The sequence below is a fragment of the Streptomyces sp. NPDC043876 genome (genome assembly GCF_056435825.1).
The window spans coordinates 443,332-470,055 of the sequence record NZ_JBWKDV010000007.1 but is presented as its reverse complement, the minus strand read 5'-3'; the positions used below and the strand labels follow the sequence as shown (position 1 = coordinate 470,055).

The following is a 26,724-nucleotide window of genomic DNA, read 5'->3' as shown; positions in this document are numbered from 1 at the left end:
TGCGTGATCAGGGACGACGGAGCGCGTCGGCGGCGTCCTTGCCGCCGGCCAGCTCGGTCTCCAGGAGCTGCTTGCCCAGGAGCTGCGGGTCGGGCAGCTCCATGGGGTACTCGCCGTCGAAGCAGGCCCGGCAGAGGTTGGGCTTCTGGATGGTCGTCGCCTCGATCATCGAGTCGAGCGAGATGTACGAGAGGGAGTCCGCGCCCATGGAGGTGGCGATCTCGTCGACGGTCATGCCGTTGGCGATCAGCTCCGCACGGGTGGCGAAGTCGATGCCGAAGAAGCAGGGCCACTTCACGGGCGGGGAGGAGATCCGGATGTGGACCTCGGCCGCACCGGCCTCGCGGAGCATCTTGACCAGGGCGCGCTGGGTGTTGCCGCGGACGATCGAGTCGTCGACGACCACCAGGCGCTTGCCCCGGATGACTTCCTTGAGGGGGTTGAGCTTCAACCGGATGCCGAGCTGGCGGATCGTCTGCGAGGGCTGGATGAAGGTCCGGCCCACGTAGGCGTTCTTGACCAGGCCCACGCCGTACGGGATCCCACTGGCCTCGGCGTAGCCGACGGCGGCGGGCGTGCCCGATTCCGGCGTCGATATCACCAGGTCGGCCTCGGCCGGGGCTTCCTTGGCCAGGCGCCGTCCCATCTCGACACGCGAGAGGTAGACGTTGCGGCCGGCGATGTCGGTGTCCGGGCGCGCCAGGTAGACGTACTCGAAGACACAGCCCTTGGGCTTCGCTTCCGCGAATCGGGAGGAGCGCAGACCGTTCTCGTCGATCGCGATCAGCTCGCCCGGTTCGACCTCGCGGACGAAGCTGGCGCCGCAGATGTCGAGGGCGGCGGTCTCGCTGGCGACGACCCAGCCGCGCTCCAGCCGGCCGAGGACCAGCGGGCGGATGCCCTGCGGGTCACGGGCGGTGTAGAGGGTTCCCTCGTCCATGAAGACGAGCGAGAAGGCTCCCTTGACCTGCGGGAGGACCTTGGTGGCCGACTCCTCGATGGTCAGGGGCCTGCCGTCGTCGTCCGTCTGGCCGGCGAGCAGCGCCGTCACGAGATCGGTGTCGTTGGTCGCCGCCACCTGGGTGGCACGGCCGTCCTGCCGGGGAAGGTCGGCGACCATCTCGGCGAGCTCGGCGGTGTTCACCAGGTTCCCGTTGTGACCCAGGGCAATGGAGCCGTGGGCCGTCGCGCGGAAGGTGGGCTGAGCGTTCTCCCAGACGGAGGCTCCGGTGGTCGAGTAGCGGGCGTGACCGACCGCGATATGACCTTGGAGGGATCCGAGAGAGGTTTCGTCGAAGACCTGGGACACGAGGCCCATGTCCTTGAAGACGAGGATCTGGGAACCGTTGCTCACAGCGATTCCCGCGGACTCTTGTCCACGGTGCTGCAGCGCATACAGTCCGAAGTAGGTGAGCTTGGCGACCTCTTCACCCGGAGCCCAGACACCGAAGACGCCGCAAGCGTCCTGGGGGCCCTTCTCACCGGGGAGCAGGTCGTGGTTGAGTCGTCCATCACCACGAGGCACGTTCCCGAGTGTAGGCGAGATCGACCACTGGTCCGAATTGGGGACGGCCGGAAAAGGTCACAGTGCGGACAGTCGGGTAAACCGGACGCAGGGTGACCGTCTCGATATCCGGGATGCCGTGGTTGACAGGGGCCTGTGGGTTCGCACAAGCTCCACGCCATGCAGCCCCTCGGTGACGCTTCCGTCACCCTTGTCGAGCGCCGCCACGTAGACCTGGTCCGTGTCGCGAGCGCTATCTGTCGCTGTTCCGCGTAACCACTCACATTTCGCGGTTCTTTTCCCTTTTCCGACCCTTTCCGGGTCTTTTCTGTCTGGGCCGGCCGGATGACGTCCGTCGGCGGCTCCGCCCTGGACTGGAGTACCTCTGTGAGCACCAACCGATCCGAGCTGTCCCGGCGCGCCTTCGGCGGTGCGGTCGGCGCCACGGCCGCCACCGCGGCCGGACTCGCTGCCGCCGCTCCCGCCGGGGCGGCCCCGGCCGCCGCCGCCCCGCCCGCGTCCTCGACCGGAGCGCAGTACGCGCGGTCCGGGGAGCGGGAGTTCACCGCCGCGCGGGGCCGCTCCGCCCGCCGCCCGAACATCCTGTTCATCCTGGGGGACGACCTGGGCTGGGCCGACCTGTCCTCGTACGGCGCCCCGCACATCAGGACCCCGCACCTGGACCGGCTGGCGCGCCAGGGCGTCCGGTTCACCGACGCCTACGCGGGGTCGGCGACCTGCTCGCCGACCCGCTTCAGCCTCTACACCGGCCGCTACCCGGGCCGCACCGAGGGCGGACTGGCCGAGCCGATCGCCGACACGTCCGTGGGCCTGGACCCCCGCCACCCCACGCTGGCCTCGCTGCTGCGGGCCGGCGGCTACGCCACGGCGCTGATCGGGAAGTGGCACTGCGGCTACCTCCCCGACTACAGCCCCACCAAGTCGGGATGGGACGAGTTCTTCGGCAACTTCGGCGGGGCGCTGGAGTACTACTCCAAGCTGGGCCTCGGCGGCGAGTACGACCTCTACGAGGGCGACGCCGCGTACAAGGACCTGCGCTACTACACCCGGATCCTGACCGAGCGGGCGAGCGAGTACGTCGGCCGCCGGCACGACCGGCCGTGGCTGCTGAACCTCAACTTCACCACCCCGCACTGGCCTTGGATCGCCGACGGCGACACCGCCGAGAGCAGGGAGATCGTCCGCCGGATCAAGGCGGGGGACGCCCGCGCGCTGTGGCACCAGGACGGCGGCTCGGTCGAGAAGTACCGGCAGATGGTCGAGGACCTCGACCGCTCCGTCGGCGAGGTGCTCACCGCGCTCGACCGGTCCGGGCAGGCCCACGACACCCTGGTCTTCTTCGCCAGCGACAACGGCGGCGAGCGGTTCTCCCACAACTGGCCGCTCAGCGGCAACAAGGCCTCCCTCCTCGAAGGCGGCATCCGCGTCCCCACCGTCCTGCGCTGGCCCGCCCGGATCGACGGCGGCCAGGTCAGCCACGTGCCGGTGGTCACCCCGGACTGGACGGCGACCCTGCTGGAACTGGCCGGGGTGCGCCCCGACCGCGCCTTCCCGCTCGACGGCCGGAGCCTGGCCGGGTACCTGCTGCGCGGCGAGAAGGCCCCGCAGCACGACCTGTTCTGGCGGGTCCGCGGGGAGCGGGCGCTGCGCCGCGGTGACTGGAAGTACTACCGCGGCACGACGGGCCGCGACCAGCTGTTCCAGCTGGCCGGGGACCTCCGCGAACAGGCCGACAAGGCGGCCCGGGAGCCGGCCCTCCTCGCGGAGCTGCGGGCGGCCTGGGAGTCGACGGCCGCGGGACTGCTCCCGTACCCCCGCTGATCGCGTCGCTGGACGCGCGTCAGCGCGTCACCGCATCAGCGGGAGCAGGGCGGCCAGGTCGGCCCGTTCGCCGCTCGCGCTGACCCGGGCGTCGGCGAGGGCCTCGGCCCACGCGGTACGGCCGGTCGCCAGCCGGATCCAGGTCAGCGGGTCCGTCTCCACCACGTTGGGCGGGGTGCCCCGGGTGTGCCGGGGCCCCTCGACGCACTGGACCACGGCGAACGGGGGGATCCGTACCTCGACCGAGCCGCCCGGGGCCTTCTCCGCGAGGGCGTCGGCGAGCAGCCGGACGCACGCCGCCAGCGCCTGCCGGTCCACCGGGATGTCCAGCCCCGCCGCCCGGTTCAGGTCGTCGGTGTGGACCACCAGCTCCACTGTGCGGGTGACCAGGAAGTCCCCCAGGGTCATGGCCCCGATCCACAGGTCCAGCACCCGGTCGTCGCGGTGGGCGGCCAGCGCTGCGGACATGCGGTCCGCCGCCCGTTCGTACAGCTCGGGCAGCGGCGCCCCGCCCAGGGTCTCGGCCGCCGCCTGCGCGATCCGGCCGGCCAGCGGGGCGGTCGCGAAGGGCCACTCGGCGGCGCGGAGCACGGCCTTCGGCGCGGGCGGCCGGGCCAGGCCGCCGGCGAGCGAATCCGCGATCCAGGCGATGTGGGCGGCGAGTTCGCCGACGGTCCAGGTGCCGAGGTGCGCGGGGCGGGCCGACTGCTCCGCGCTCAGGGTCCGCACGGCGTCCGCGACGTGCGCGAACTGCGCCGTGACGGCGGCCCTGGTCCGGGCGGAGTCGTAGGTGCGCGGCTTCTTCTTGGCGGGCGGCATGCGGCCGACCCTACTCGGGCAGGCTGGTCGCGCAGCCCGCCTTCGCCGCCGCGCGCAGGGCCGCCCCGCGCGCCAGCGCCGCGAGCGCCCCGGCCTCGCCGCGGTCCGCGCGGTCGTACTCGGAGGCGGCGGTGACCCGCAGGGCGCGCACCGCGCTCGCGGCCGCCGGAGCGGCGCAGACCGCCGTCACGGTGACGGCTCCGGAGCCGCTCTCGACCCGGCTGACGCCGGGTTCGGCGTCCCGGGAGGGGACCACCGTGAGTGAGAAGTATTCGGCCATGTCCCGCTGCCCCTCGAAGGTCACCGCCCGGCGCAGCACGCACAGGTGGTCCCCCGCGGGGCCCGCGTCGACGATGCGCGCGGGGCCGCCGAACCGCATCACGGTGTCCGGGTCCACCAGGCCCTGGCAGGCCTCGGTGATCGCCGCCCGGCTGTCAGCGCGCTCCTGGCGGATCCGGTCCCACGCGTACAGGCCCCAGCCGCCCAGCACCACGGCGGCCGCGACGGCGGCGGCCACGAGCGGCTTCCTCCTACTCACGGGCTGGTCCATGCGGCGACGGTACGGCGCCCCGTGATCACCGGCAAGGGACCGCGGCCCCCACATGCGGCGGGCCCCCGTCCGGAAGTCCCGGACGGGGGCCCGTACCGCCGCGAACGGCGACGACCGGCTGCGGATCAGGCCAGCAGGGCCGGGATCGTCGCCTCGTGGGCCGCGCGGAGTTCGGTCAGCGGGATGCTGAACTCGCCCTGGATCTCGATCTCCTCGCCGTCCACGACACCGATCCGCGTGGCGGGCAGACCGCGCGCGCCGCACATGTCGGTGAAGCGGAGCTCCTCGCTGCGCGGCACGGCCACGACGGCCCGGCCCGCGGACTCGGAGAAGAGGAAGGTGAAGGCGTCCAGGGTCTCCGGGACCACGATCCGCGCGCCGTTGCCGCCGCGCAGGCAGGACTCGGTGAGCGCCTGGATGACGCCGCCGTCGGACAGGTCGTGCGCGGCGTCGATCATGCCGTCGCGCGAGCCCGAGATGAGGATCTCGCCGAGCAGCTGCTCGCGGGCGAGGTCCACCTTGGGCGGCATGCCGCCGAGGTGCCGGTGGACGACCTCGGACCAGGCGGAGCCGCCCAGTTCCTCGGCGGTGTCGCCCAGCAGGTACAGCAGCTGGCCGGGCTCCGTGAACGCCATCGGCGTGCGGCGGTTGACGTCGTCGATCACGCCGAGGACCGCCACGACGGGCGTCGGGTGGATCGCGGTCTCGCCCGTCTGGTTGTACAGCGAGACGTTGCCGCCGGTCACCGGGATGCCCAGCTCCAGGCAGCCGTCCGCGAGGCCGCGGCAGGCCTCGGCGAACTGCCACATGACGCCCGGGTCCTCGGGGGAGCCGAAGTTCAGGCAGTCGGAGATGGCCAGCGGCTTGGCGCCGGTCGCGGAGACGTTGCGGTAGGCCTCGGCCAGCGCCAGCTGCGCGCCCGTGTACGGGTCGAGCTTGGCGAAGCGGCCGTTGCCGTCGGTGGCCATGGCCACGCCGAGGTTGGTCTCCTCGTCGATGCGGACCATGCCCGCGTCCTCGGGCTGCGAGAGCACCGTGTTGCCCTGCACGAACCGGTCGTACTGGTCGGTGATCCAGGACTTCGAGGCCTGGTTCGGGGAGGAGACCAGGGCGAGGACCTGCTCGCGCAGCTCGGCCGCGGTCGCCGGGCGCGCCAGCTTGTTCGCGTCGTCCGCCTGGAGCGCGTCCTGCCACTCGGGGCGGGCGTACGGGCGGTGGTAGACGGGGCCCTCGTGGGCGACGGTGCCCGGGGGCACGTCCACGATCTGCTCGCCGTGCCAGAAGATCTCCAGGCGCTCGCCCTCGGTGACCTCACCGATGACGGTGGCGATGACGTCCCACTTCTCGCAGATCTCCATGAACCGCGCGACGTGCTGCGGCTCGACGATCGCGCACATGCGCTCCTGCGACTCGCTCATGAGGATTTCCTCGGGCGAGAGGGTCGCGTCGCGCAGCGGGACGGTGTCCAGCTCGACGCGCATGCCGCCGCTGCCGGCGCTGGCCAGCTCGGAGGTGGCGCAGGAGAGCCCGGCGCCGCCGAGGTCCTGGATGCCCGCGACCAGCTTCTCCTTGAAGATCTCCAGGGTGCACTCGATGAGGAGCTTCTCCTGGAAGGGGTCGCCGACCTGCACGGCGGGCCGCTTGGTGGGCTTCGTGTCGTCGAAGGTCTCGGACGCGAGGACCGAGACGCCGCCGATGCCGTCGCCGCCGGTGCGGGCGCCGTAGAGGATGACCTTGTTGCCGGGGCCCGAGGCCTTGGCGAGGTGGATGTCCTCGTGCTTCATCACGCCGATGCAGCCGGCGTTGACCAGCGGGTTGCCCTGGTAGCAGGCGTCGAAGACGACCTCGCCGCCGATGTTGGGCAGGCCCAGGCAGTTGCCGTAGCCGCCGATGCCCGCGACGACGCCGGGCAGCACGCGCCGGGTGTCGGGGTGGTCGGCCGCGCCGAAGCGCAGCGGGTCCACGACCGCGACCGGGCGGGCGCCCATGGCCAGGATGTCGCGGACGATGCCGCCGACGCCGGTGGCCGCGCCCTGGTAGGGCTCGATGTACGAGGGGTGGTTGTGCGACTCGACCTTGAAGGTGACCGCGTACCCCTGGCCGACGTCGACGACGCCCGCGTTCTCGCCGATGCCGACGAGCATCGCGGTGTTCTCGGGGGCCTTCTCGCCGAACTGCTTCAGGTGGACCTTGCTGCTCTTGTACGAGCAGTGCTCGGACCACATGACCGAGTACATGGCGAGCTCGGCGCCGGTGGGACGGCGGCCGAGGATCTCGCGGATCCGGGCGTACTCGTCCTCCTTGAGGCCGAGTTCCTTCCAGGGCTGCGAGGCGTCCGGGGTGTCGGTGGCGTGCTTGACGGTGTCCAGGCTCATGCGCTGACCAGCTTCTTCAGGATCGAGGTGAAGAATCCCAGGCCGTCGGTGCGGCCGGTCCCGATCAGCGGCTCGACCGCGTGCTCGGGGTGCGGCATGAGGCCCACGACGTTGCCCGCCGCGTTCGTGATGCCGGCGATGTCCCGCAGCGACCCGTTCGGATTGCCGTCGAGGTACCGGAAGGCCACGCGGCCCTCGGCCTCCAGCGCGTCGAGCGTGTGCTCGTCGGCGGTGTAGCGGCCGTCCATGTTCTTCAGCGGTACGGAGATCTCCTGGCCGGCGGTGTAGTCGCCGGTCCACGCGGTCTCCGCGTTCTCCACGCGCAGCTTCTGGTCGCGGCAGATGAAGTGCAGGTGGTTGTTGCGGAGCATCGCGCCCGGCAGCAGGTGGGCCTCGGTGAGGACCTGGAATCCGTTGCAGATGCCGAGGACGGGCAGGCCGCCCCTGGCCTGCTCGATGATGGTCTCCATCACCGGCGAGAACCGGGAGATGGCTCCGGCGCGCAGGTAGTCGCCGTAGCTGAACCCGCCCGCGAGGACGACCGCGTCGACCTGGTGCAGGTCCTTGTCGCGGTGCCACAGCGAGACGGGCTCGGCCCCCGCGAGGCGGACGGCCCGCAGTGAGTCACGGTCGTCGAGCGTCCCGGGGAACGTGACGACTCCGATGCGAGTGGTCACCGTCAGGCCTCGACCTTCACGGTGAAGTCTTCGATGACGGTGTTGGCGAGGAACGTTTCGGCCATCTTGTGGATGCGGTCGAGGGCGGCCTGGTCGACCGGTCCCTCCACTTCCAGCTCGAAGCGCTTCCCCTGGCGGACGTCGGCGATCCCGTCGAAGCCCAGACGCGGCAGTGCACGCTGCACCGCCTGGCCCTGGGGGTCGAGGATCTCCGGCTTGAGCATGACGTCGACTACGACGCGTGCCACTGGCACTCCCGATGAGGTGGTTGGTGCGAAGGCGGTTCCATCAGCGTACCCGGCCAAAATTTCTACGCGGGTAGATTCGGGTTGGAGGTACGCTCTGCACGGTTTCGGCTTCACCAACGATTCGCAAAATCCACCGGAAAAACACGCCCCCGGGATTGCGGCGGGACACGCGGAGCGAATTAACTGGGCTTCGCTATACAACGCGAATCACGGTACAAAGGAATCCCTCGTGAAAACGGGGGAAAGAAGCAATACTCCGAAGCATCCACACAGTCGGCATCCCCGCACGTCAACAGGCGCGGGTGCCGCACGAAGGGACCGATATCCGTGGCGCAGCGCGTAGTAGTCACGATCTCCGACGACATCGACGGCGGAGAAGCGGCGGAAACGGTCGTCTTCGCTCTGGACGGTAAGTCGTACGAGATCGACCTCAATGTCGCCAACGCAAAGAAGCTCCGCAAGGGCCTCGCCCCTTACGTGGCCGCCGGCCGCCGGCAGTCCCGCTCCGGGCGGACCTTCAAGCACACGGCGATCGCGCCCGACCCGGCGGTCGTCCGCGCCTGGGCGCGCTCCAACCAGCTCGACGTGCCGCCCCGCGGCCGCATCCCCAAGAAGGTCTACGAGGCGTACAACGCCGCCCACTGACCCCGCCCCCACCCCGATTTGCCATCCACCCCCGGGGATCGGCTAGTGTGTGGATCACGCCGAGGGGCCAGACCGCAGGTCAGAGCCCCGAAGGTCGTGCGGGTGTAGTTCAGTAGCAGAACATCCTCCTTCCAGGAGGAAGGCGCAGTGTGCAATTCCTGTCACCCGCTCTGCACGCTTTCCCGACCACTGTGGTGGATCGGGTAGAGTGATGCTCGCAACCGCTTGGTGGCTTCCCCCGGGAAGCGATCATCGCGAGTTTGCGGACGTAGCTCAGTTGGTAGAGCACCACCTTGCCAAGGTGGATGTCGCGAGTTCGAGTCTCGTCGTCCGCTCTTGTTCCAAGAGTTTCACCGGAAGGCCCCAGTCATCGACTGGGGCCTTCCGCGTTGCCGGGCGCCGACCACCCCGGCGTGATCGCGGACCGGACGCCGGAAGGCGTGTGCCGAGCACGCCCGGGATTGGGTATAGTAGGTCTCGCCTTACGGCGCCTGCGGACATAGCTCAGTTGGTAGAGCACCACCTTGCCAAGGTGGATGTCGCGCGTTCGAGTCGCGTTGTCCGCTCTGTAAGGAAGAAACCCCCGGTCTGCGACCGGGGGTTTCTTCGTGTGCGCCGCGCGTGCGCGCGGCTGCTGCCGGGTCCTCCCGGGCCCGCGCGGCGGGCCCGGGAGGCGCCTCTCAGGCCCAGCTCTTCCAGCTCTGGCCGCTCAGCCGCTCGTACGCCTCGATGTACTTGGCGCGCGTCCGCTCCACCACGTCCTGCGGCAGCGCGGGCGGCGGCAGCTCGCCGTGGCGGTCCCAGCCGGAGGCCGGGGAGGTCAGCCAGTCGCGGACGTACTGCTTGTCGAAGGAGGCCTGGGGGCGGCCCGGCTCCCACGTCTCGGCGGGCCAGAACCGGGAGGAGTCCGGGGTCAGCACCTCGTCGGCGGCGATCAGGGCGCCGTCCGCGTCGAACCCGAACTCGAACTTGGTGTCGGCCAGGATGATCCCGCGCTCCCGGGCGATGTCGCGGGCCCGCCCGTACACGGCCAGGGTGGTCTGGCGCAGCAGCGCCGCCGTCTCGGGGCCGGTGGTGCGCGCGACCTCCTCGTAGGAGATGTTCTCGTCGTGCTCGCCGACCGCCGCCTTCGCCGCCGGGGTGAAGATCGGGGCGGGCAGTTCGGAGCCGTCCACGAGGCCCTCGGGGAGGGCGAGTCCGCACACCGTCCGGGTCTGCTCGTACTCGGCGAGGCCCGAGCCCGTCAGGTAGCCGCGGGCCACGCACTCGACCGCGACCATGTCGAGGCTCTGGCAGACCAGCGTGCGGCCGGCCCAGTCGGCGGGGGCGCCGGCCGGCAGGTCGGTGCTGATCACGTGGTTCGGCACGAGGTCCGCGAGCTGGTCGAACCACCACAGGGACAGCTGGGTCAGCACGCGGCCCTTGTCCGGGATCTCGGTGGGCAGCACCCAGTCGTAGGCGGACATCCGGTCGCTCGCGACCATGACGAGCCGGCCGTCGCCGTCGCGGTAGAGGTCGCGCACCTTGCCGGTGTGGAGGTGGACGAGGCCCGGCACCTGCACCGGCTCGGGCTTTTCGACGAATCCGGACACGGGTTCTCCCTGTGGTTCTGTACGAGCGCAGGCCCATTCTCCCGCACCGGGCACGCTGCCCGGCCGCAGGGGTCCGGGTCCGGCCGCCCCCGTGTCGCCCCGCGGGCCTCAGTCCCGCTTGCAGATCCGGTCGAGGAGGTTGGCGGTGGCCTTCTGGACCCGCTCGTCGACATGGCCGGGGCGGTCGAGCGCCGGGGACCAGGCGAAAGTGCCGGACGCGAAGACGAGGGCGCCGCTGGGGGCCCGGTACAGGGAGGTCTCCTGGTGGCGCCGGTGGCCCTCGGTGTCGTCGTACGGGGAGTGCGCGAGCAGGATCCGGTCCTGGTGCTCGGGCAGCTGGGTGCGCGGGAAGTAGCGGTCAGCCTCGCCCGCGACCAGGCCGGGCAGTTCGTCGTTCTCCGTGGCGCCGGTGGAGTCCCAGAGCCAGTGGGTGGCGTTGCGCACGATCAGCGGCGCGGGTTCGGGGACGCGGCCCGCGTACTGGATGCCCAGCAGTTGCTGTTCCGGCCGGTCCACTTCGCGCCAGAGGGCGGGGCGACCAGGGCCGCGGCGTTTTCGGCAGGTCAGCAGCCGGTCGGGGGTGCCGGAGGGCGAGGGGGACAGCTCCACCTGCCAGTACATGGTGTTGGCGGAGAGGAAGACCAGGGAGGTGCCGTGCGCGCGGGCCCGCTCGACGGTCCGGCGCATGGGCACCGACCAGTACTCGTCGTGGCCGGGGAAGACCAGGCCCCGGTAGCGGGTCGGGTCGACGCGGCCCGCGTGCAGGTCGCTGGTGTCGGCGTAGGCCAGGTCGTAGCCGTAGCGCTCGGCCCAGCGGATGAAGTCGTAGGCGTGGCCGACGTGCAGGGGCAGGCCCGCGCCCGCGTAGGGGCGGTCGTAGGAGACGGTGATGGCCGCGTCCTCCTCGCCCAGCAGCCGTCCCTCGTCGTCCCAGGCGTGGTAGAGGCTGGCACCGGTGCGCCCGTCCTCCGGGTAGAGGTTGTAGGCCTGCCAGGTGATGTCGGGCAGCAGGAGCAGCAGGTCGGCGGGGTGGTCGTCGCGGACCGTGAAGGGGATGTGGGAGCGGTAGCCGTCGTCGGTGGTCAGGACGGCGACGTAGGCGCCGAGGTTCCAGTACGAGGGGACCTGGAGCCGCCAGGACAGCCACCAGTGGTGGCAGGAGACGGTGCGGTCGGCGGCGAGCGGGGCGGGCTGGACGATTCCGGAGAGCCGCGGACTGGAGTGGATCTTCGAGGCGCCGTCGCCGCCGTAGTGACCGATCCGGTAGATGTCGACCGAGAACTGCTGCGGCGGGTCCACGGTGATGCGGAAGTCGATGGCCTCGCCGGGGGCGACGGCTCCGGTGGAGGCGAAGCCCTTGATCTGGCGGTGCACGTCGTCGGCGGTACGGGGGCCGCTGGTGCGGGCGCGGGGGATCTGGCCGGGGGCCAGGGACGGGTCGACGTACCAGGGGAGCACCTGGCCGGCGTCGCCGATGTAGAGCTCGCTGCCCCGGAACCAGGGCAGGGGTCCTTGGCCGAAGGGGTCGGTCACCGCGTGCGCGAGCGCACCTGACTCCCAACGCCGGATCTGGTCCGCACCCATACCGTTCCCCTCCTTCGCTCCCCCGAACACACATGCCCGGTCCCGGCGCGGCCCATGTCCGCAGCCGGTCCCAGCACATCACATAACGCACGCACTCCGTCACCGTTCGTCGCGAATCGACGTGAACGGAACATTCACATCCGCTTGTGCGTGCGACGGGCGCGGGGACGCGCGGGGCCACGGCGGCACGGGCCGCCCCCGGTCACCCCAGCCGGACCGGCTTCTCCGGCCGGACTCCGAGCGCCGCGAGCCAGCCGCGCAGCGGCAGCGGATCGCCGTCCTCCACGAGCGCCAGCACCGGCGGCGCCAGGTCCGCGCAGCGCGTCCCGGCGACCAGCAGCACCGGCCCGTCCAGCCAGTCCAGGCCGGGCGCACCGCCCGCCGAGTCGACGGCCGCGCAGCACACGAGCGCCATGACGTGGTCGGCCAGCAGGTCCCGGCCGCTGCGCGGGGCCTGCAGCGGGAACAGCGGGACCGCGTCCGCGCCGCGCCCCTTCGCCGCTCCGGCGGCGGCACCCGCGCCGGCCCGCTCGGCCGCCGCGCGCTCCTCGCGCGCCAGGTCCCCGCTCAGCCGCCCGGCCAGCAGGTCCGCGGCGGCGCCGTCGTCCCCGCCGGAGGCGAGGTGGCGCAGCACCCGCTCCAGCGTCGGTGCACCCACCGGGTCCACGGCCGCCGCCGCGCCCTGCGGCGCCGCACCGGCCAGGACGTCCAGCGACCGGTGCAGGCGGGCCGCCTCGGTGCGCCACTTGCGGTCCACGACCTCCTCCGGATACGCCGCCCACTCCACCGGCGACCAGTCCGGACCCACTTCGGCCGGACCGCCGTGGAAGAGCCGCGCGGCCAGCAGCGAGGCCGCCTCGTCGACCACCCCGGGCTGCTCCAGCAGATCGCAGGCGGGCCGCTCGCCCAGCCGGGAGGTGAAGCCCTCGGCCAGCCGGTCGCGCCGGGACAGCTCGGTGAGCGCGCGCACCACCCCGGTGTCGAGGTGCGCGGGCCAGCGGCCCATCCGCCACGCGGGCAGCGCGACCCGGGTCAGCAGCCGGTCCCAGCCCGCGTAGGCGAGTCCGACCTGCTCCTGGGCGAGGATGCGCAGCCCGTAGTCCACATCCTGTGCACGATCGGAGGCCGCCGCCGCCACCCCACGCTCCATCTCGGCCGCGTCCGTCCGGCACAGCCGCAGCAGCAGCCGGGCCGTCCGGCCGATCCAGCCGAGGCCGGGCCGGTTGCCGACGTCGGCGGCCGCGTCCAGCCCGCGCACGAAGCGGCGGGCGTCGGCTATGTCGGGGTGCGCGGAGGGTCCCGTCCCGGCGACGACCGGGGCGAGGACCGCCCGTAGCTCGGCGACCCGCATCCACCACAGGAAGGGCGAGCCGATCACCAGGACGGGAGCCGCGCCGGGAACCGACTCGGGGGCCGCCTGCGGGCCGGCGGCCGCGCCCCGCCGTCGGTGCGCCGCGTGCGTACGGTCCTCCAGCCAGCTGTCGCAGTCGGGTGTCAGTGCTATCGCGGAGGGCGCCGGGACCTGCATCCGGTCGGCCAGGTCCCGCACCATCCGGTAGAGGTCGGGCGCCGCGGCCTCCGTCAGCGCGACCGTCGGCGTCACGGCCGGGGCGGCTCGCAGCACCACCGCGCCGAACACACCGGCGACCAGCAGGACGAGCGCCGCGACGGCGCACACGACGAGGGTGGCGGTGCCCCAGGAGTCCCCGGTGAGCCGCCCGGTCGTCCGCGCGGCCACCAGGACCACCGCGAAGGCGGCCGGGAGCAGCGCGAGGGCCAGTGCCCTGCTGCGCACGCGCAGCACGGCCAAGGCTCGGGAACGCGCGGACTGCGCGCCCACCTGCATGGTCGAAACGGTTCCGGACACGGCCGGACGTCACCCCCTCTGCCCTGCGACGGTGTTGGTCACTCCCCCACTGTGACACCCGCCACCGACATCGCAATGCCGGTGGGCCAAGTGCCGGAATGCTTCCGCCGCACCCTAGTTGGGGGCCGGGCGGCCGTCAGGCGGACCGGGCTTCGATCACCCGATGGAATGGCTTTGGGTAAAGCTGGGTGCGTTCGAACGCGGCCGGATGCAGTCGCACGCGCGGGCCCGGAGCGCGTGGTGTGCGCTCCGGGCCCGCGTCGAGGTGGTGGGGGAGTGACCGGGGAGTGACCCCGCCGGTCAGCGCCCCGTGGGGCGGCGTGGTCCCGCGGTCAGCGGCCTTCGGCGGCCCGGGCCGCGATGTCCGTGCGGTACTGGGAGCCCGCCAGCCGGATCCGCGCGACGGCCTTATACGCCCTCTCGCGGGCCTGCGCCAGATCGGAACCGGTCGCCGTCACCGACAGCACGCGGCCGCCCGCGCTGACGACCGCGTCGCCGTCCCGGCGGGTGCCCGCGTGCAGGACGTACGCCTCGGGGGCGTCCTCGGCGGCGACCTCGGCGAGACCTTCGATGGGGTCCCCGGTGCGCGGGGTCTCCGGGTAGTTGTGGGAGGCGATCACGACGGTGACGGCCGCGTCCTCGCGCCAGGACAGCGGCGGTTCTGCGTCGAGGGTGCCGAGGGCCGCGTTCAGCAGGACGCCCGCGAGCGGCGTGCGCAGCCGGGCGAGGACGACCTGGGTCTCGGGGTCCCCGAAGCGCGCGTTGAACTCGATGACGCGCACGCCGCGCGAGGTGATCGCCAGGCCGGCGTAGAGCAGCCCGGAGAAGGGGGTGCCGCGGCGGCGCAGTTCGTCCACGGTCGGCTGGAGCACGCTCGCCATGACCTCGTCGACGAGCTTGGGATCGGCCCAGGGCAGCGGCGAGTAGGCGCCCATGCCACCGGTGTTGGGGCCCTCGTCGCCGTCGAGCGCGCGCTTGAAGTCCTGCGCGGGCTGGAGCGGGAGCACGGTGACGCCGTCGGTGATGGCGAAGAGGGAGACCTCGGGGCCGTCGAGGAACTCCTCGATGACCACCCGGTCGCAGGCCAGCGCGTGGGCGCGGGCCGCGGCGCGGTCGTCGGTCACCACGACGCCCTTGCCCGCGGCGAGTCCGTCGTCCTTGACGACGTACGGGGCGCCGAAGGCGTCGAGGGCCTCGTCCACCTCCGCGGGGGTGGTGCAGACGTAGGACCGGGCGGTCGGGACACCGGCTCCGGCCATCACGTCCTTGGCGAAGGCCTTGGAGCCCTCCAGCCGCGCCGCCTCGGCGGACGGGCCGAAGACCGGGATGCCGACCGCGCGCACGGCGTCGGCGACCCCGGCGACCAGGGGCGCCTCGGGCCCGACGACGACCAGGCCCGCCCCCAGTTCGGTGGCCAGCCGGGCCACGGCGTCGCCGTCGAGGGCGTCCACCGGGCGCAGCTCCGCCACCTCGGCGATGCCGGCGTTGCCGGGGGCGCAGTAGAGCGCACTGACGTCGGGGTCGAGGGACAGAGAGCGGCACAGGGCGTGTTCGCGGGCGCCGCCGCCGATGACGAGGACCTTCACGGGGTGCAGCCTAGCCCGCCTGCGCCGATGCCTTTCGTGCGGCCACCCGATGACGGGCCCCCTAGTCGTTCGTGTATTCCTCCACAACGGTGGCCCCCAGCTCGCGCACGATCAGCTCGTGGCCGGTCAGCGCGCTGTCCACGAGGTCCGGATCGTCCTCTTCCGGTACGTCGTCCTCCGGGCGTACGGGCTCCCGTGCCGGTACGGGCGGCGGCGCGGCCGGGGGCTGTTGCTGGCGGTGCCCCGGGGACTGCTGCTGCGGCGGCTGCGCCGGGCCCGGGGACTGCTGCGGCGGGGGCTGCTGCGACGGCTGGTACGCGGGGGCCGGGGCCGGAGGCGCGTAGGACGGCGGCGGGGCCGCGTAGGAGGTGGAGACGGGGGCGGGCTGGCCGCCGCCCACCACGGCCTCGATCTTCCAGTTGACCTGGAACTGCTCGGACAGGACCTGCTTGAGGACGTCCTCGCTGCCGCTGCTGGCGAAGTTGTCGCGGGCTCCGGCGTTGGGGAAGCCGAGCTGGAGGGTGGCGCCGTCGAAGCCGGCCACCTGGGCGTTCTGGCTGAGCAGGATCCAGGTGAAGCGGCGCTTGTTCTTGACCGCCTCCAGGACCCCGGGCCACATCGCCTGGACCTGCCCGGCCCCGGCGGCCATCGCGGGACCGGAGGCGGCGGGGGCGGCGGGCCCGGTCGGGGCGGCGTGGGCGGGCGGCGGTACGGCGGCCGCGGGCGCCGGAGCCGCGGCGCCCGCGGAGGCGGAACCCGGGGAGGCGGCGCTGGGCCACGCCCCGCGCCCCGGCTGCGCGGCGCCCGGCCAGGCCCCGGGCGCGGGGGCCGGGGGCGCGGCGGGGGGCGCGGCGGGAGTCTGGGCGGCGGGGGGTGCGGAGGCGGGGGCGGGCGCCATGGCGTGCGCCTCGGGCCCTGCGACGTAGCCCATGGACGGTGCGGCGGGCGCGGGCTGCGCGACCGGGGCCGCGGCGGGCGCGGGAGCGTGGGCGGCGTGGGCGGGCGGGGGCACCGAGGCGGGCAGCGGGACCGGCCCGGCGACGCCCGCGCCGATGCCGGCGGCGGCCAAAGCGGCCGCTCCGCCGCGCTCCAGCCGGTCGAGCCGGGCCTGGAAGGACCGCTCGTCGTCGAAGGCGGCGGGCAGCAGCACCCGGGCGCAGATCAGCTCCAGCTGGAGCCGCGGCGAGGTCGCCCCGCGCATCTCCGTGAGCCCGGTGTTGACGAGGTCGGCGGCGCGGCTCAGCTCGGCGGCCCCGAACACGGAGGCCTGGGCCTGCATCCGCTCCACCACGTCGGCCGGGGCGTCGATGAGCCCCTTCTCGCCGGCGTCGGGCACGGCGGCCAGGATCACCAGGTCGCGCAGCCGCTCCAGCAGGTCGGCGACAAACCGGCGCGGGTCGTTGCCCCCTTCGACCACCCGGTCCACGACCTCGAAGGCGGCCGCGCCGTCGCCGGCGGCGAAGGCGTCGACGACGGAGTCGAGCAGCGAGCCGTCGGTGTAGCCGAGGAGGGAGGTGGCCATGGCGTACGTCACACCGTCGGACGCGGCGCCCGCGAGCAGCTGGTCCATGACGGACATCGAGTCACGCACCGAACCGGCGCCGGCCCGCACGACCAGCGGCAGCACCCCGTCCTCGACGGTGGCGCCCTCGCGGCCGCACACCTCGCCGAGGTAGTCGCGCAGGGTGCCGGGCGGCACGAGCCGGAAGGGGTAGTGGTGCGTGCGCGACCGGATCGTCCCGATGACCTTCTCGGGCTCGGTGGTCGCGAAGATGAACTTGAGGTGCTCCGGCGGCTCCTCGACCACCTTCAGCAGGGCGTTGAAGCCCGCCGAGGTGACCATGTGCGCCTCGTCGATGATGTAGATCTTGTACCGGCTCGACGCGGGCCCGAAGAACGCCTTTTCGCGCAGGTCACGGGCGTCGTCCACACCACCGTGGGAGGCGGCGTCGATCTCGATGACGTCGATGGACCCCGGTCCGTTGCGCGCGAGGTCCCGGCAGGACTGGCACTCCCCGCAGGGCGTGGGCGTGGGGCCCTGCTCGCAGTTCAGACAGCGCGCCAGGATGCGGGCGCTGGTGGTCTTGCCGCACCCCCGCGGCCCGCTGAACAGGTACGCGTGATTGACCCGGTTGTTGCGCAGGGCCTGCATCAGCGGGGCAGTGACATGCTCCTGCCCGATGACCTCGGCGAACGACTCGGGGCGATAGCGGCGGTACAACGCAAGGGACGACACACTTACGAGGTTATCCGGGCCCGCCGACAACGCGACGCAGTCGAGCGGCCGGGACCCGGGGAACATCCGCCCGCCGGTCGGCCCAGCACCGGCCAGTACGCCCGCACCGGCCTCCGCGCGGCGCCCGACGCCACTCGCACGGCCAACCCTGCGAACCCGCCCCGGAACGCAAAGCGCCCCCCACGCACCCGCCAGAGCCCACTTACCCTTGCTGCCTTCCGGCCCTGGGGGAGTTCGGTGAGATAGCGCCACGTGAGGGGCTGGCCCCACCCTAGCGGATGGATGCCCCCGGAATCGAGCCGGACCCCCCACCACCCCCGCCCGGACCTCCGCCCGACGATCACGTTCGCGAGCACCCCCCAACGTCTTGTATTGTTCGTCGCGGAGGATTCGCCTAGTGGCCTAGGGCGCACGCTTGGAAAGCGTGTTGGGGGCAACCCCTCACGAGTTCGAATCTCGTATCCTCCGCCATTGCTCTCACCGGGCAATACGTCGAAGGGCCCCGCTGCTTGCAGCGGGGCCCTTCTTCGTTCTCCGTCTCCGTTCCGGTCTTCGGTGCAGATGGGCATACTGCCCGGACAGTCGCGCAGCCGTGGGGGGAGCGAGTGCAGGAGCAGGCATCCGAATCAAGACGCGGTCGGGCGTGGAGCGAGGCAGAGGACGCCCGGCTCGTCGGCGGTGTGCGGGAGGGAGTCTCTCTGCAAGCACTTGCCGAGCGGCACGGCCGTACGGAAGGTGCCGTCCGTGCGCGCCTGGACCGGATGGTTGTCCAACCGGCCGTCGACGAGCCGCTGGCGTGGTTGAGGGCTCGGCTGACCGTCGACCCCGCGTACCCGTGGCACAGCGTGTTGGCCGAGCGCCGGCTCCGCGAGCAGCGCGAGCGGCAAGCCCGGGACCGGGATGCGAGCGCCCCCGCCCCTGCCGGCCCGCCGAGTGCGGCAGAAGCTGCCGAGGTTCTGGCCGACTGGGAGCAGGCGACCGGTCACGTCCTTCGTCCCGAACGCCGCGAAGCCTTCCTCGCTCGCTCAGTGGTGCTCTCCCTGGCGGCTGTGACCTCGGACGTGCGACGAGCGGCGGCCCGGCGGCTGTGGCAGGCCGGAGCGCGACTGCTGCTGGACGATTGGCTGCTGGAATGCGTGTGTCCAGGTGCTGTGGGCGTGACGGCCGACTGGGACCGCATTGCCGAGCGGGATGCGGACGTGCTGCTGGTCCTGCGCGAGCTGCTCGCTGCCGCTGTGGGCGAGATCGTCAGGGAGCGGGACCGGGATGTCCTCTCGCGGCGCCTCGGTCTGCACGACCAGCCGGCTCACACGCTGGAGAAGGCCGGCGAAGCCCTCGGAATCTCCCGAGAGCGGGTTCGGCAGCTGCAGACACGAGCCATCCGCAGCATGGCCCGCACCGTCAGCCCGGCGGCCCGGAAGATCCGCGCGGTGCTGGCCGAGCTGAGCTGCGTGGACCATGTGCCACCGGACTCGGGGCCGCCGGCTGCGGAACGTCTGCTCGACCTGGCCGACGCGCTGCTCCCCTCGGTGGCTCCGCGACAAGCGGTGCCCCTGCTGGCCCGTCTGGCCGGAGCCGACAAGGTACGCGCGGACAATCTCGGCGCCGAGGCCGCCACGGTGCGCATGCTGCGCCACGAGGCCGCTCGCCGCGAAGTGGCGCGGCAGGGGCGCGTCGACCGTGCCGCCCGGCGCTGGGACGCCCTGTCCACCGACGTGAACTGGTTCGGGAGGGCGGAGCCGGCGCCTGCGCGTGAAGAGCTGGAAGGGCTCCGGGAGAAGGGCGGCCGCGGGGACTTCGGGATGTGGCACTGCCCGAAGCTCGGCCGGGAGGTGGCCTACGAGTCGGACACGGAACTACGGGTGATCCAGCTGCTCAGCTTCGCCCCTCAGGTCGCGTACTACCAGGAACAGCCCCTTGCGATCAGCTACCGGTTCGCCGGGCGGCAGCGCACCTACTACCCCGATCTGCTGGTGGCCACGGTCGACGGCCGGTGCGTCCTCATCGAGGTGAAGCCCCTCTACGAGATGGCGATGGCCGTCAACATCGCCAAGTACCGAGCGGTCCGGACCCTCTGCCGCGACCGGGGCTGGGGGCTCATCGCCACCGACGGGAACCGCACGCTCAGCCTCCTTGAGAACCGGCCCGTCGACCCGCGCGTGGACAGCGCGCTGACCGCAGCACTGGAGGCGCACGGCGAACTGACATGGCCCGGGGTACGTGTGGCACTGGGCGACCTGGAGGTGGATTCTCTGACCATGTCCGCCCTGATCCTGAAGCGCGGCTGGTCGTGGTCCACCCGCCCGTATCGCCTTCGAGCGCGCGATCCTGCCTCCGGCGCTGCCGGGTAACGGGGCCCGGGCCGGCGTTCACCAGAGCGTTGAGTGACGCCTGACGATCCGCGGTGCCCCGGTGGGGGGACCCTTCTCGGTTCCTCACGTCCACACCCGTCGGATGCGCCATCCTTGATCCCGGTGCCGGACCGGCCGAGGTGCGGCCGCGGCCCGTTCCTGGCCGGAGGAGAGGTTTCCATGGCGTCCGGATCAACGCTGACAGCCTGGCTGAGCGGTCTCGACGGCCCGCGCCTGGCACGGGTGCTCGCGGCACGGAGCGACACCACGGCCCCTCCGGAGCCCCGCTCCCTGGGGGAGCTGGCGGACCGCCTTCAGCGGCCGGGGTCGGTCGCACGGGCACTGCCCTCGCTCACCCTGCCCAAACTGCAGGTGGCCGAGGCCGTGGCGGCGCTCGGGGCGACCGCGTCGCGCGAGGCCGTGGCGAAGCTGCTGGGAGCGACGGAAGGCGAGGCCGGCCTCGCACTGGAAGCGGTCCTGGACGGCCTGGCCGGGCACGCGCTGGTCTGGCCGGACCGCGACGGAAGGCTCCACGCCGCGGCGCCGTTGCGGCAGGCGTGGGACGCGCCGCTCGGGCTGGACGCGCCCCTGGCGGAGCTGCTGGCGGACGCGACCTCCGACGAGCTGCACTGCCTGCTGGCGGCACTGGGCATCAGAACGCCGGGCACCAAGCAGCAGCGCATGGCGGCGCTCGTCGCCCACCACAGCGACCCCGCGGTCATCGTCGACGTGGTGGCGCGAGCGCCCGCGGTCACCCGGGAGCTGCTGACGGACTGGGCAGGACCCGCCCCGCAGCGGCGGCGGGCCGACGTGTACGGGATCTACGACCCCGCCCTCGAACCGGGGGCGCGTTGGGCACTCGACCGGGGCCTGCTGATCGAGGACCACAGCCGGTACGGTCCTGTGCTCATGCCCGTCGAAGTCGCGCTCGCGTTGCGCGGCCCCGCGTGGCGCGCCCCCTTCACCCCGCTTCCGCCCGTCCCTCGGCTGGTGGCCGTCACCCCCGCCGACGTGGAGCGGGAGTCCGCGGCCGCGGCGGCGGCGTGGTCGGCCCAGGCCGCCTCGGTCCTCTCGGTCTGTTCCTCGGCTCCGCCCGCACGGCTCAAGTCCGGTGGGATCGGTGCGCGCGAGCTGGCCCGGATCGGCAAGGCCGCCCATGCCGACGACGCGGTGGTCCGCATCACCCTGGAAGCCGCTTACGGGGCAGGGCTGCTGGCACCGGCCGGCGACCGCGTGGCACCGACCGGGGCGTACGACGACTGGGCGGAACAGGAGCCCGCGGAGCGTTTCGCCACGCTGCTCCGGGCATGGCGCGAACTGCCGCTCACGGCCGCCCGTGCGCGCGACGAGAACGACAAGGCGCTGCCCGCCCTCGCGGGAGCACCGCCCTGCGACGGCTGCCGCGAGGCCCGCCACGGGCTGGTCGCCGCCGCGGCACGGCTCCCGGCCGGTCAGGGTGTGAAGGACGCTGCCGATCTCGGGCCGGTGGTGGCCTGGCACCGCCCGCTCGCCGACACCTCGCCCGCGGACATCACCCCGTTCGCCACGGTGATCCGCGAAGCGGAGATCGTCGGGGTGATCGCCCGGGGCGCCCTGTCGGCCCTGGGCGTCCACCTGTTCGCCCACGACGCGGAAGGACTGGCCGCCACCTGCCGACGACTGCTGCCCCCGGCCGCCGAGACCGCCCGGATCGGCGGTGACCTCACCGCCGTCGTCGCCGGCACACCGGCCGCGCGGGTCGCCGAGGTCCTCGACGCCACCGCCGACCGGGAGACCAGTGGCACGGCCACGGTGTGGCGGTTCAGTCCCGCCGGCATCCGACGGGCCCTGGACGCCGGCCGCACCCCGCAGGAGATCGCAGCCGACGTGGCCTCCGTCGCGGCCGGGCCGCTGCCCCAGCCGCTGTCCTATCTCATCGCCGACACCGCACGCGGCCACGGACGCGTGCGCATCGCTCCGGCCGCCTGCGTCCTCCACGGCGAGGAGCCGGCGCTCCTCGCCGAACTCGCCGCCCACCGCGGGCTCTCCCGGCTCGGCCTGCGCCGGCTCGCGCCGACCGTTCTGGTCAGTGGCAGCCCGCTCGACACCACCCTTGCCGCACTCCGTGCCGAGGGCTACGCGCCCGTGGCGGAGACGGCCGGGGGAACCGTACGGATCGAGAAGGTCCGCCCCCTGCGGGCCACCGCTCCGGTGCCCGCCCCTCGTCGGACCGGTGACGGACGCGGCGTGCGAAGCGCTGCCGCCCCCACGGCGAAGCCGCCGAGCGGCGCCGACACCGAGGCTCTCGCCCTCCGGCTGCTGGCCGCACCGCCCACCGCGCCGGAACCCGCCCCCCTGCGCGGCGGAGTCCCCTACGGGACGGACACCGAGGAAATCGTCGCCGGATACGCGAAGCAGCTGTCGTACAGCGATGTACGCCAGCTCGCCCACGCCATCGACGCCGGCACCGCCCTCACGGTCGACTACGTCGCGTCATCGGGAAGTCGCACCGTACGCACCCTGAGCGGCCTGGAACTCGACCCGCCCTTCCTGGAAGCCTGGTGTCATCTGCGGGAAGCCGAACGCGTCTTCACGCTCTCCCGCATCCACGGCGTCATGCCCGCGTAGGCCGGCCGGGCGCCCGGGGCCCACGGACGAAGGGCCCCGCTGCGAGCAGCGGGGCCCTTCGTCGCGCCTGACGGGTCGCAGACGGCTACCAGAGGTTGATGCCGTCGCCGGCCGGGGGAGCGGCCTCTTCCGGGGCGAGGGCGGGCTGGCAGGTGAAGCCCAGCCGGGTCAGCGCGCGGACGACCTCGTTGGCGGTGAAGTCGCGCGGGTCCTGGCGGGTGATGACCTGGCCGACCTGCTTGACCGGGTACACCCGGCGGCCGATGGTCACCGACGCGACCGAGGCGACGGTGATCGGCTGCGGTGCGACGCCCTTCATGGATGCCTCCACTTCGCTCTTGCTCAGGTCGAAGGGGAAGCGGGCGATCACAAGGCGCATGGTGGTACCTCCTCGGGGCGGGAGCGACCCTGTCCGGCGTTCCCGGCCAGGGGTGGTGCTGGTGGTGCGGGGGTGGTGCGGTGCGGCCGGCGGTTCAGGCGGCCCGGCCCGTCGGCGGGCGGTGGGCCGCGCCCGCGGCGGCGTCCGCGTCCGGGGCGGGGCCGCGGACCGGGTGGACCGGCGGGGAGCCGCCGGGCAGGGGCGCCGGGGCGTATTCCACGGGGGCGCGCAAGTAGCGGCGTACGAGCTCGTCGACCCCGTGGTCCAGTGCGGCGGAGAACAGCATCCGCTGCGCGTCCGGACCCACCGCGTCCAGCAGGGAGTTGACCCGCGGCAGCAGGCCGAGGTCCGCCATGCGGTCGGCTCCGTCGAGCACGACGACGCGTACGGCGTCCAGTTGGCAGTCCCCGCGCTGCACGAGGTCGCTCATCCGCTGCGGGGTGGCGATGACGATCTCCACGCCTTCGCGCAGCGTGGCGGCCTGGCGGCGCGAGGAGGCGCCGCCGACGGCGGTGGCGAGCCGGAGCTCCAGCGACCGCGCGTAGGGCGCGAGTTCGGACGCGAGTTGGTCGGCGAGGTCTCTCGTGGGGGCCAGTACGAGGGCCAGTGGCCGTCGTGCTTCGGCCCGGTGCCCGGCGGTGCGCGCCAGCAACGACAGGCCGAAGGCAAGGGAGTTGCCCGAGTCGGCGCGTTCCCGGCCGAGTACGTCCCGGCCCGCGAGCGAGGCCGGCAGCGTGGCCGTCTGCACCGGGAAGGGAAGGGTGATGCGGTTCGCGATCAGCGCGGCCACGAGGGGCGCGGGCAGACCGAGCGCCGTGAACGTGCTGTTCGTGTCCGTGGTGCGGTCCATGAAGAACCCTCCTGGTACGACACGTCGCGGAGAGCGGAAGAGCGGAAAGCGGCCGGTAAACGAACCGGGGCCCGCACCCAAGGTGCGGGCCCCGGCGAAGTCGCCTCGGCGATCAGGCGGTGACGATGTTCTCCGCCTGCGGGCCCTTCGGGCCCTGCGTCACGTCGAACGAAACCTTCTGACCCTCCTGGAGCTCGCGGAAGCCCTGGGAAGCGATGTTCGAGTAGTGGGCGAAGACGTCGGCGCCGCCGCCGTCCTGAGCGATGAAGCCGAAGCCCTTTTCAGCGTTGAACCACTTCACGGTGCCAGTAGCCATGTCAAATCTCCTTGTAACGGGGCAGTTCCGGAGGCCGCACTGTGCGAGCCCCGCGTCGCCGCGATGATTGCCCCGTACCGGAAAGCACCGGAAACAAAAAGCGCGTCCGCCGGTAGAACACCAGGTCGGAAGCGCTTGTCGTTTTTTGGGAACCACAACTGCAACTGAATCGACAGTACCACGGCCTTGAGTGGCACCGCTGTGCGCCGGTTATTCGAATTCGCCCGCACAGTCGGCTCCTTGAACACAGTTTCTGTATCCGCGAAAGCAGATATTTCGCCAGTCCACCGCGGCTCCCCGCCCCCGTACAGGGCTTCGTCCGGCCGCTCTCCCCACGGGCGGACGCCGCACCCCGGCCATTGCCGGATAAAGTCTGCCGCGGCCGTCGTAGATATTCTCGGGCCACTCCGGAGAAGCGCAGGCCACGCATCCGCCGGGCATCGGCGGGCGCTTCTCCCGCCCGCGGGGTTACCGAACGGTAGCTCCGGCGATAGCGTGACGCCGAGCGGCAGTCGCGAGACGGCCGAGAGACATGAGAGACCGGAGTGTCATGCCCCGCACCTTCAGCGTGTCCGACAGCATCCGCATCGGCGTCAGCCCGGCCACCGCCTACCGGCAGGTCTCCGACCCGGCGCTGATGGGAAGTTGGAGCCCGGAGAACCTGGGTGCGACCCTGCGCGGGGAGCGCCGGGAGGGCGCGTACGCCGGCATGACCTTCGACGGCCACAACAAGCGCGGCCCCTTCCGCTGGACCACGCGCTGCACGGTCACCGCGGCCGAACCGGACCGGCTCTTCCGCTTCCGGGTACACGCCATCGGGCTCAGGCGGCCGCTGCTGCCGGGGCCCATCGCCACCTGGGAGTACCGCTTCGAGGCGGCCGGGGACGAGACCCTGGTGACCGAGACCTGGACGGACGACCGGCGCTCGTGGCCCGACCCGGTGGCGCACGCCTTCGACCGGCTCGCGACGCGCGGCCACACCTTCGCCGACTTCCAGCGGCGCAACATCCGTACGACGCTGCGCAACCTCAAGTCGGCACTGGAAGCCGGTCCGTCGGCGGGCTAGGCGGCCTCAGCCCAGCTGCGGCATCTCGCCCACGGTCGTCGTGACGTCGATCAGGGTGAGGGCGGCGCCCTGCGGGTCCGTGATGGCGGCGAACCGGCCGAAGGGGCTGTCCATCGGTCCGAAGCGGAGCGTCCCGCCGCGTTCCGTGGCCCGGGCCAGGGCCGCGTCGCAGTCCGGGACGGTGAAGTAGACCTGTACGTACGAGGGCATCTCCGGCGGGAACTCGGAACCCATGGTCATCCGGCCCAGCACCGGGTTGTCCGGGCCGCCCAGGGCGAAGACCTTGAAGTCCATGCCCGCGGCCTCAGGGCTGTCGCCGAGCTCGACCTGGTGCGCGGTGTAGGGGAAGACCTTCGGCAGGAAGGCGTCCGCCGCGGGCGCGTCCCGGGTGAAGAGCTCCGCCCAGCAGTAAGCGCCCGGTTCCGCGACCTTCTCGAAGCCCTTGTGGTCCCCCGGCTGCCAGATCCCGAAGACCGCGCCGCTCGGTTCCTTCGCGAGCGACATGGTGCCGAAACTGCCGACCTGCATCGGCTCCATCAGCACCTCGCCACCCGCCTCCTTGATCTTCCCGGCGGTCGCGGCCGCGTCGGGCGAGGCGAAGTACAGGCACCACTGCGAGGTCCCCTCCTGCCCCGGCATCGGCGGGACGACGGCCGCCACCGCCTTGCCGTCGGCGTAGGCCTGCGTGTAGTTGCCGAACTCGCTGGACGAGTCACCGAAGGTCCAGCCCAGCACCGCGCCGTAGAACTCCTTGGCGCCCTCCACGTCGGTGAACATCGCGTCCACCCAGCACGGTGCGCCTTCCGGGAAATCGGTCATGGTCATCGGCTCCTGAGTCGTTACGGCGGCCCGTGGGGCATGCGGGGCCTGCGGGGGCCGCGCGAGGCGTGACCCGCCACGTTCGCCTCTCACGCTAGGTGCGCGTCGTGCCGCCCGCGCGCGGAGCGCGGGCACGCGGGACGCTGGGGGCATGGACATCACGATGCGGCTGGCCCAGCAGCCGGACGCCGACGCGCTGCTCGCGCGCAGCCCCCTGGCCGCGCTCGTCGGCATGCTGCTGGACCAGCAGGTGCCGATGGAGTGGGCGTTCGCCGGCCCCTGGACGATCGCCCGGCGGCTGGGATCGCAGGATCTGGACGCGCACGCGATCGCCGCCCACGACCCGGACGCCTTCGCGGCCCTGCTGTCGGAGAAACCGGCCGTGCACCGCTATCCGGCGGCCATGGCGAAGCGGGTGCAGCAGCTGTGCGCGTATCTGGTGGAGCACTACGACGGGGACGCGGCCGCCGTGTGGACCGGCGTCACCACCGGCGCCGAGCTGCTCGAACGCCTGCGCGCGCTGCCCGGCTTCGGCGACCAGAAGGCCCGGATCTTCCTGGCCCTGCTGGGCAAGCGGCTCGGCGTGCGGCCGAAGGGGTGGCGGGAGGCTGCGGGCGGGTACGGCGACACCGGGGTGTACCGCTCCGCCGCCGACATCACCGGGCCGGAGTCACTGGCGAAGGCACGGGCCTACAAGCAGGAGCAGAAGGCGGCGGCCAAGGCGGACCGGGGGAAGAGCGACTGACCGGGAATTGACCGGGAAATCAGGGTCGGGATTGGCCCCTGACCCCGGTCAACAGGGCGCCTAGAT

The 26,724-nt window shown here is 72.7% G+C and carries 22 protein-coding genes, 4 tRNA genes and 1 other RNA gene; 11 read left to right on the top strand and 16 right to left on the bottom strand.

Annotation, left to right across the window (positions count from 1 at the left end; genetic code table 11):
• Nucleotides 1-7 precede the first annotated feature (7 nt).
• Nucleotides 8-1,525 (bottom strand): amidophosphoribosyltransferase, encoded by a 1,518-nt coding sequence (gene purF, locus AC0693_RS23985; RefSeq protein WP_356403558.1) that lies wholly within the window; start codon nucleotides 1,523-1,525, stop codon nucleotides 8-10.
• Nucleotides 1,526-1,684: 159 nt separating this feature from the next.
• Between purF and AC0693_RS23980 the strand changes: the two genes are divergently transcribed.
• Entirely contained in the window at nucleotides 1,685-1,780 is a 96-nt protein-coding gene (locus AC0693_RS23980; RefSeq protein ID WP_356403555.1) for a putative leader peptide, read from the top strand.
• Between the two features lie 111 nt (nucleotides 1,781-1,891).
• Nucleotides 1,892-3,346 carry a sulfatase family protein gene (locus AC0693_RS23975; RefSeq protein WP_478802813.1) on the top strand — a complete coding sequence of 485 codons (1,455 nt, stop codon included), beginning with the start codon at nucleotides 1,892-1,894 and terminating at the stop codon, nucleotides 3,344-3,346.
• Between the two features lie 27 nt (nucleotides 3,347-3,373).
• Here AC0693_RS23975 and AC0693_RS23970 read toward each other — a convergent pair whose 3' ends face one another.
• The 5 genes from AC0693_RS23970 to purS form a co-directional block, all read right to left on the bottom strand.
• The gene (locus AC0693_RS23970) at nucleotides 3,374-4,165 is read right to left on the bottom strand and encodes a maleylpyruvate isomerase family mycothiol-dependent enzyme (protein WP_478802812.1); all 792 of its coding nucleotides are present in this window, start codon (nucleotides 4,163-4,165) and stop codon (nucleotides 3,374-3,376) included.
• A 10-nt stretch (nucleotides 4,166-4,175) separates the two neighbouring features.
• Complete coding sequence (locus AC0693_RS23965; RefSeq protein WP_478802811.1) at nucleotides 4,176-4,715, bottom strand: hypothetical protein; 540 nt, start codon at nucleotides 4,713-4,715, stop codon at nucleotides 4,176-4,178.
• 125 nt (nucleotides 4,716-4,840) lie between these two features.
• Nucleotides 4,841-7,090: a phosphoribosylformylglycinamidine synthase subunit PurL gene (purL, locus tag AC0693_RS23960; protein WP_478738332.1), complete on the bottom strand. Its 2,250-nt coding sequence runs from the start codon at nucleotides 7,088-7,090 to the stop codon at nucleotides 4,841-4,843.
• Complete coding sequence (purQ, locus tag AC0693_RS23955) at nucleotides 7,087-7,767, bottom strand: phosphoribosylformylglycinamidine synthase subunit PurQ (RefSeq protein WP_478802810.1); 681 nt, start codon at nucleotides 7,765-7,767, stop codon at nucleotides 7,087-7,089. Before purQ ends, purL begins: the two co-directional genes overlap by 4 nt.
• A 2-nt stretch (nucleotides 7,768-7,769) precedes the next feature.
• Entirely contained in the window at nucleotides 7,770-8,015 is a 246-nt protein-coding gene (gene purS, locus AC0693_RS23950; RefSeq protein WP_042801325.1) for a phosphoribosylformylglycinamidine synthase subunit PurS, read from the bottom strand.
• A 327-nt stretch (nucleotides 8,016-8,342) separates the two neighbouring features.
• On the opposite strand from purS, the gene AC0693_RS23945 reads away from it, so the two are divergent.
• The 4 genes from AC0693_RS23945 (at nucleotide 8,343) to AC0693_RS23930 (ending at nucleotide 9,226) form a co-directional block, all read left to right on the top strand.
• Nucleotides 8,343-8,660: a histone-like nucleoid-structuring protein Lsr2 gene (locus AC0693_RS23945; RefSeq protein ID WP_356403540.1), complete on the top strand. Its 318-nt coding sequence runs from the start codon at nucleotides 8,343-8,345 to the stop codon at nucleotides 8,658-8,660.
• 98 nt (nucleotides 8,661-8,758) lie between these two features.
• Nucleotides 8,759-8,830, top strand: a tRNA-Gly gene (locus AC0693_RS23940).
• A 92-nt stretch (nucleotides 8,831-8,922) separates the two neighbouring features.
• A tRNA-Gly gene (locus AC0693_RS23935) sits at nucleotides 8,923-8,995 on the top strand.
• Nucleotides 8,996-9,153: 158 nt separating this feature from the next.
• A tRNA-Gly gene (locus AC0693_RS23930) sits at nucleotides 9,154-9,226 on the top strand.
• Between the two features lie 114 nt (nucleotides 9,227-9,340).
• Here AC0693_RS23930 and AC0693_RS23925 read toward each other — a convergent pair.
• From AC0693_RS23925 to ffs, 6 genes are all read right to left on the bottom strand, one after another.
• Complete coding sequence (locus AC0693_RS23925; protein WP_469319912.1) at nucleotides 9,341-10,252, bottom strand: phosphoribosylaminoimidazolesuccinocarboxamide synthase; 912 nt, start codon at nucleotides 10,250-10,252, stop codon at nucleotides 9,341-9,343.
• A 108-nt stretch (nucleotides 10,253-10,360) separates the two neighbouring features.
• Complete coding sequence (locus AC0693_RS23920) at nucleotides 10,361-11,836, bottom strand: N,N-dimethylformamidase beta subunit family domain-containing protein (protein WP_356403534.1); 1,476 nt, start codon at nucleotides 11,834-11,836, stop codon at nucleotides 10,361-10,363.
• A gap of 202 nt (nucleotides 11,837-12,038) precedes the next feature.
• Complete coding sequence (locus tag AC0693_RS23915; protein WP_469330926.1) at nucleotides 12,039-13,703, bottom strand: M48 family metalloprotease; 1,665 nt, start codon at nucleotides 13,701-13,703, stop codon at nucleotides 12,039-12,041.
• A gap of 332 nt (nucleotides 13,704-14,035) precedes the next feature.
• The gene (gene purD, locus AC0693_RS23910; protein WP_468466882.1) at nucleotides 14,036-15,289 is read right to left on the bottom strand and encodes a phosphoribosylamine--glycine ligase; all 1,254 of its coding nucleotides are present in this window, start codon (nucleotides 15,287-15,289) and stop codon (nucleotides 14,036-14,038) included.
• 61 nt (nucleotides 15,290-15,350) lie between these two features.
• Nucleotides 15,351-17,525 carry a DNA polymerase III subunit gamma and tau gene (locus AC0693_RS23905; protein WP_478802809.1) on the bottom strand — a complete coding sequence of 725 codons (2,175 nt, stop codon included), beginning with the start codon at nucleotides 17,523-17,525 and terminating at the stop codon, nucleotides 15,351-15,353.
• A gap of 166 nt (nucleotides 17,526-17,691) precedes the next feature.
• Nucleotides 17,692-17,790: signal recognition particle sRNA small type (gene ffs, locus AC0693_RS23900), an RNA gene on the bottom strand.
• A gap of 118 nt (nucleotides 17,791-17,908) precedes the next feature.
• Between ffs and AC0693_RS23895 the strand changes: the two genes are divergently transcribed.
• The 3 genes from AC0693_RS23895 (at nucleotide 17,909) to AC0693_RS23885 (ending at nucleotide 22,483) form a co-directional block, all read left to right on the top strand.
• A tRNA-Ser gene (locus AC0693_RS23895) sits at nucleotides 17,909-17,996 on the top strand.
• Nucleotides 17,997-18,130: 134 nt separating this feature from the next.
• Nucleotides 18,131-19,876 (top strand): TnsA endonuclease N-terminal domain-containing protein, encoded by a 1,746-nt coding sequence (locus tag AC0693_RS23890; protein WP_478802808.1) that lies wholly within the window; start codon nucleotides 18,131-18,133, stop codon nucleotides 19,874-19,876.
• A 180-nt stretch (nucleotides 19,877-20,056) separates the two neighbouring features.
• A complete protein-coding gene (locus AC0693_RS23885) occupies nucleotides 20,057-22,483 on the top strand; it encodes a helicase-associated domain-containing protein (RefSeq protein ID WP_478802807.1) in 2,427 nt (808 codons plus the stop codon).
• 85 nt (nucleotides 22,484-22,568) lie between these two features.
• Here AC0693_RS23885 and AC0693_RS23880 read toward each other — a convergent pair whose 3' ends face one another.
• The 3 genes from AC0693_RS23880 to AC0693_RS23870 form a co-directional block, all read right to left on the bottom strand.
• Nucleotides 22,569-22,862 carry an SCO5918 family protein gene (locus AC0693_RS23880; RefSeq protein WP_356403474.1) on the bottom strand — a complete coding sequence of 98 codons (294 nt, stop codon included), beginning with the start codon at nucleotides 22,860-22,862 and terminating at the stop codon, nucleotides 22,569-22,571.
• Between the two features lie 94 nt (nucleotides 22,863-22,956).
• Nucleotides 22,957-23,712 carry a DEAD/DEAH box helicase gene (locus AC0693_RS23875; RefSeq protein ID WP_478802806.1) on the bottom strand — a complete coding sequence of 252 codons (756 nt, stop codon included), beginning with the start codon at nucleotides 23,710-23,712 and terminating at the stop codon, nucleotides 22,957-22,959.
• Between the two features lie 112 nt (nucleotides 23,713-23,824).
• On the bottom strand, nucleotides 23,825-24,028 hold the full coding sequence (locus tag AC0693_RS23870) for a cold-shock protein (protein ID WP_330331611.1): 204 nt from the start codon (nucleotides 24,026-24,028) through the stop codon (nucleotides 23,825-23,827).
• A 550-nt stretch (nucleotides 24,029-24,578) separates the two neighbouring features.
• Here AC0693_RS23870 and AC0693_RS23865 point away from each other — a divergent pair.
• Entirely contained in the window at nucleotides 24,579-25,094 is a 516-nt protein-coding gene (locus AC0693_RS23865) for an SRPBCC family protein (RefSeq protein WP_468466892.1), read from the top strand.
• Between the two features lie 6 nt (nucleotides 25,095-25,100).
• On the opposite strand, the gene AC0693_RS23860 is transcribed toward AC0693_RS23865, so the two are convergent.
• A complete protein-coding gene (locus tag AC0693_RS23860; RefSeq protein WP_478802805.1) occupies nucleotides 25,101-25,913 on the bottom strand; it encodes a VOC family protein in 813 nt (270 codons plus the stop codon).
• Nucleotides 25,914-26,064: 151 nt separating this feature from the next.
• Between AC0693_RS23860 and AC0693_RS23855 the strand changes: the two genes are divergently transcribed.
• Nucleotides 26,065-26,658, top strand: a complete 594-nt coding sequence (locus AC0693_RS23855) for an HhH-GPD-type base excision DNA repair protein (RefSeq protein ID WP_478802804.1) — start codon at nucleotides 26,065-26,067, stop codon at nucleotides 26,656-26,658.
• Nucleotides 26,659-26,724 lie beyond the last annotated feature (66 nt).

Excerpts from the sequence above, each read along its gene's own strand:
- AC0693_RS23920 (WP_356403534.1), bottom strand. The coding sequence starts at position 11,836 with ATGGGTGCGGACCAGATCCGGCGTTGGGAGTCAGGTGCGCTCGCGCAC.
- AC0693_RS23970 (WP_478802812.1), bottom strand. The coding sequence starts at position 4,165 with ATGCCGCCCGCCAAGAAGAAGCCGCGCACCTACGACTCCGCCCGGACC.
- AC0693_RS23980 (WP_356403555.1), top strand. The coding sequence starts at position 1,685 with ATGCAGCCCCTCGGTGACGCTTCCGTCACCCTTGTCGAGCGCCGCCAC.
- AC0693_RS23855 (WP_478802804.1), top strand. The coding sequence starts at position 26,065 with ATGGACATCACGATGCGGCTGGCCCAGCAGCCGGACGCCGACGCGCTG.
- AC0693_RS23875 (WP_478802806.1), bottom strand. The coding sequence starts at position 23,712 with ATGGACCGCACCACGGACACGAACAGCACGTTCACGGCGCTCGGTCTG.
- purL (WP_478738332.1), bottom strand. The coding sequence starts at position 7,090 with ATGAGCCTGGACACCGTCAAGCACGCCACCGACACCCCGGACGCCTCG.
- AC0693_RS23860 (WP_478802805.1), bottom strand. The coding sequence starts at position 25,913 with ATGACCGATTTCCCGGAAGGCGCACCGTGCTGGGTGGACGCGATGTTC.
- AC0693_RS23880 (WP_356403474.1), bottom strand. The coding sequence starts at position 22,862 with ATGCGCCTTGTGATCGCCCGCTTCCCCTTCGACCTGAGCAAGAGCGAA.
- AC0693_RS23885 (WP_478802807.1), top strand. The coding sequence starts at position 20,057 with ATGGCGTCCGGATCAACGCTGACAGCCTGGCTGAGCGGTCTCGACGGC.
- AC0693_RS23870 (WP_330331611.1), bottom strand. The coding sequence starts at position 24,028 with ATGGCTACTGGCACCGTGAAGTGGTTCAACGCTGAAAAGGGCTTCGGC.
- AC0693_RS23965 (WP_478802811.1), bottom strand. The coding sequence starts at position 4,715 with ATGGACCAGCCCGTGAGTAGGAGGAAGCCGCTCGTGGCCGCCGCCGTC.
- AC0693_RS23865 (WP_468466892.1), top strand. The coding sequence starts at position 24,579 with ATGCCCCGCACCTTCAGCGTGTCCGACAGCATCCGCATCGGCGTCAGC.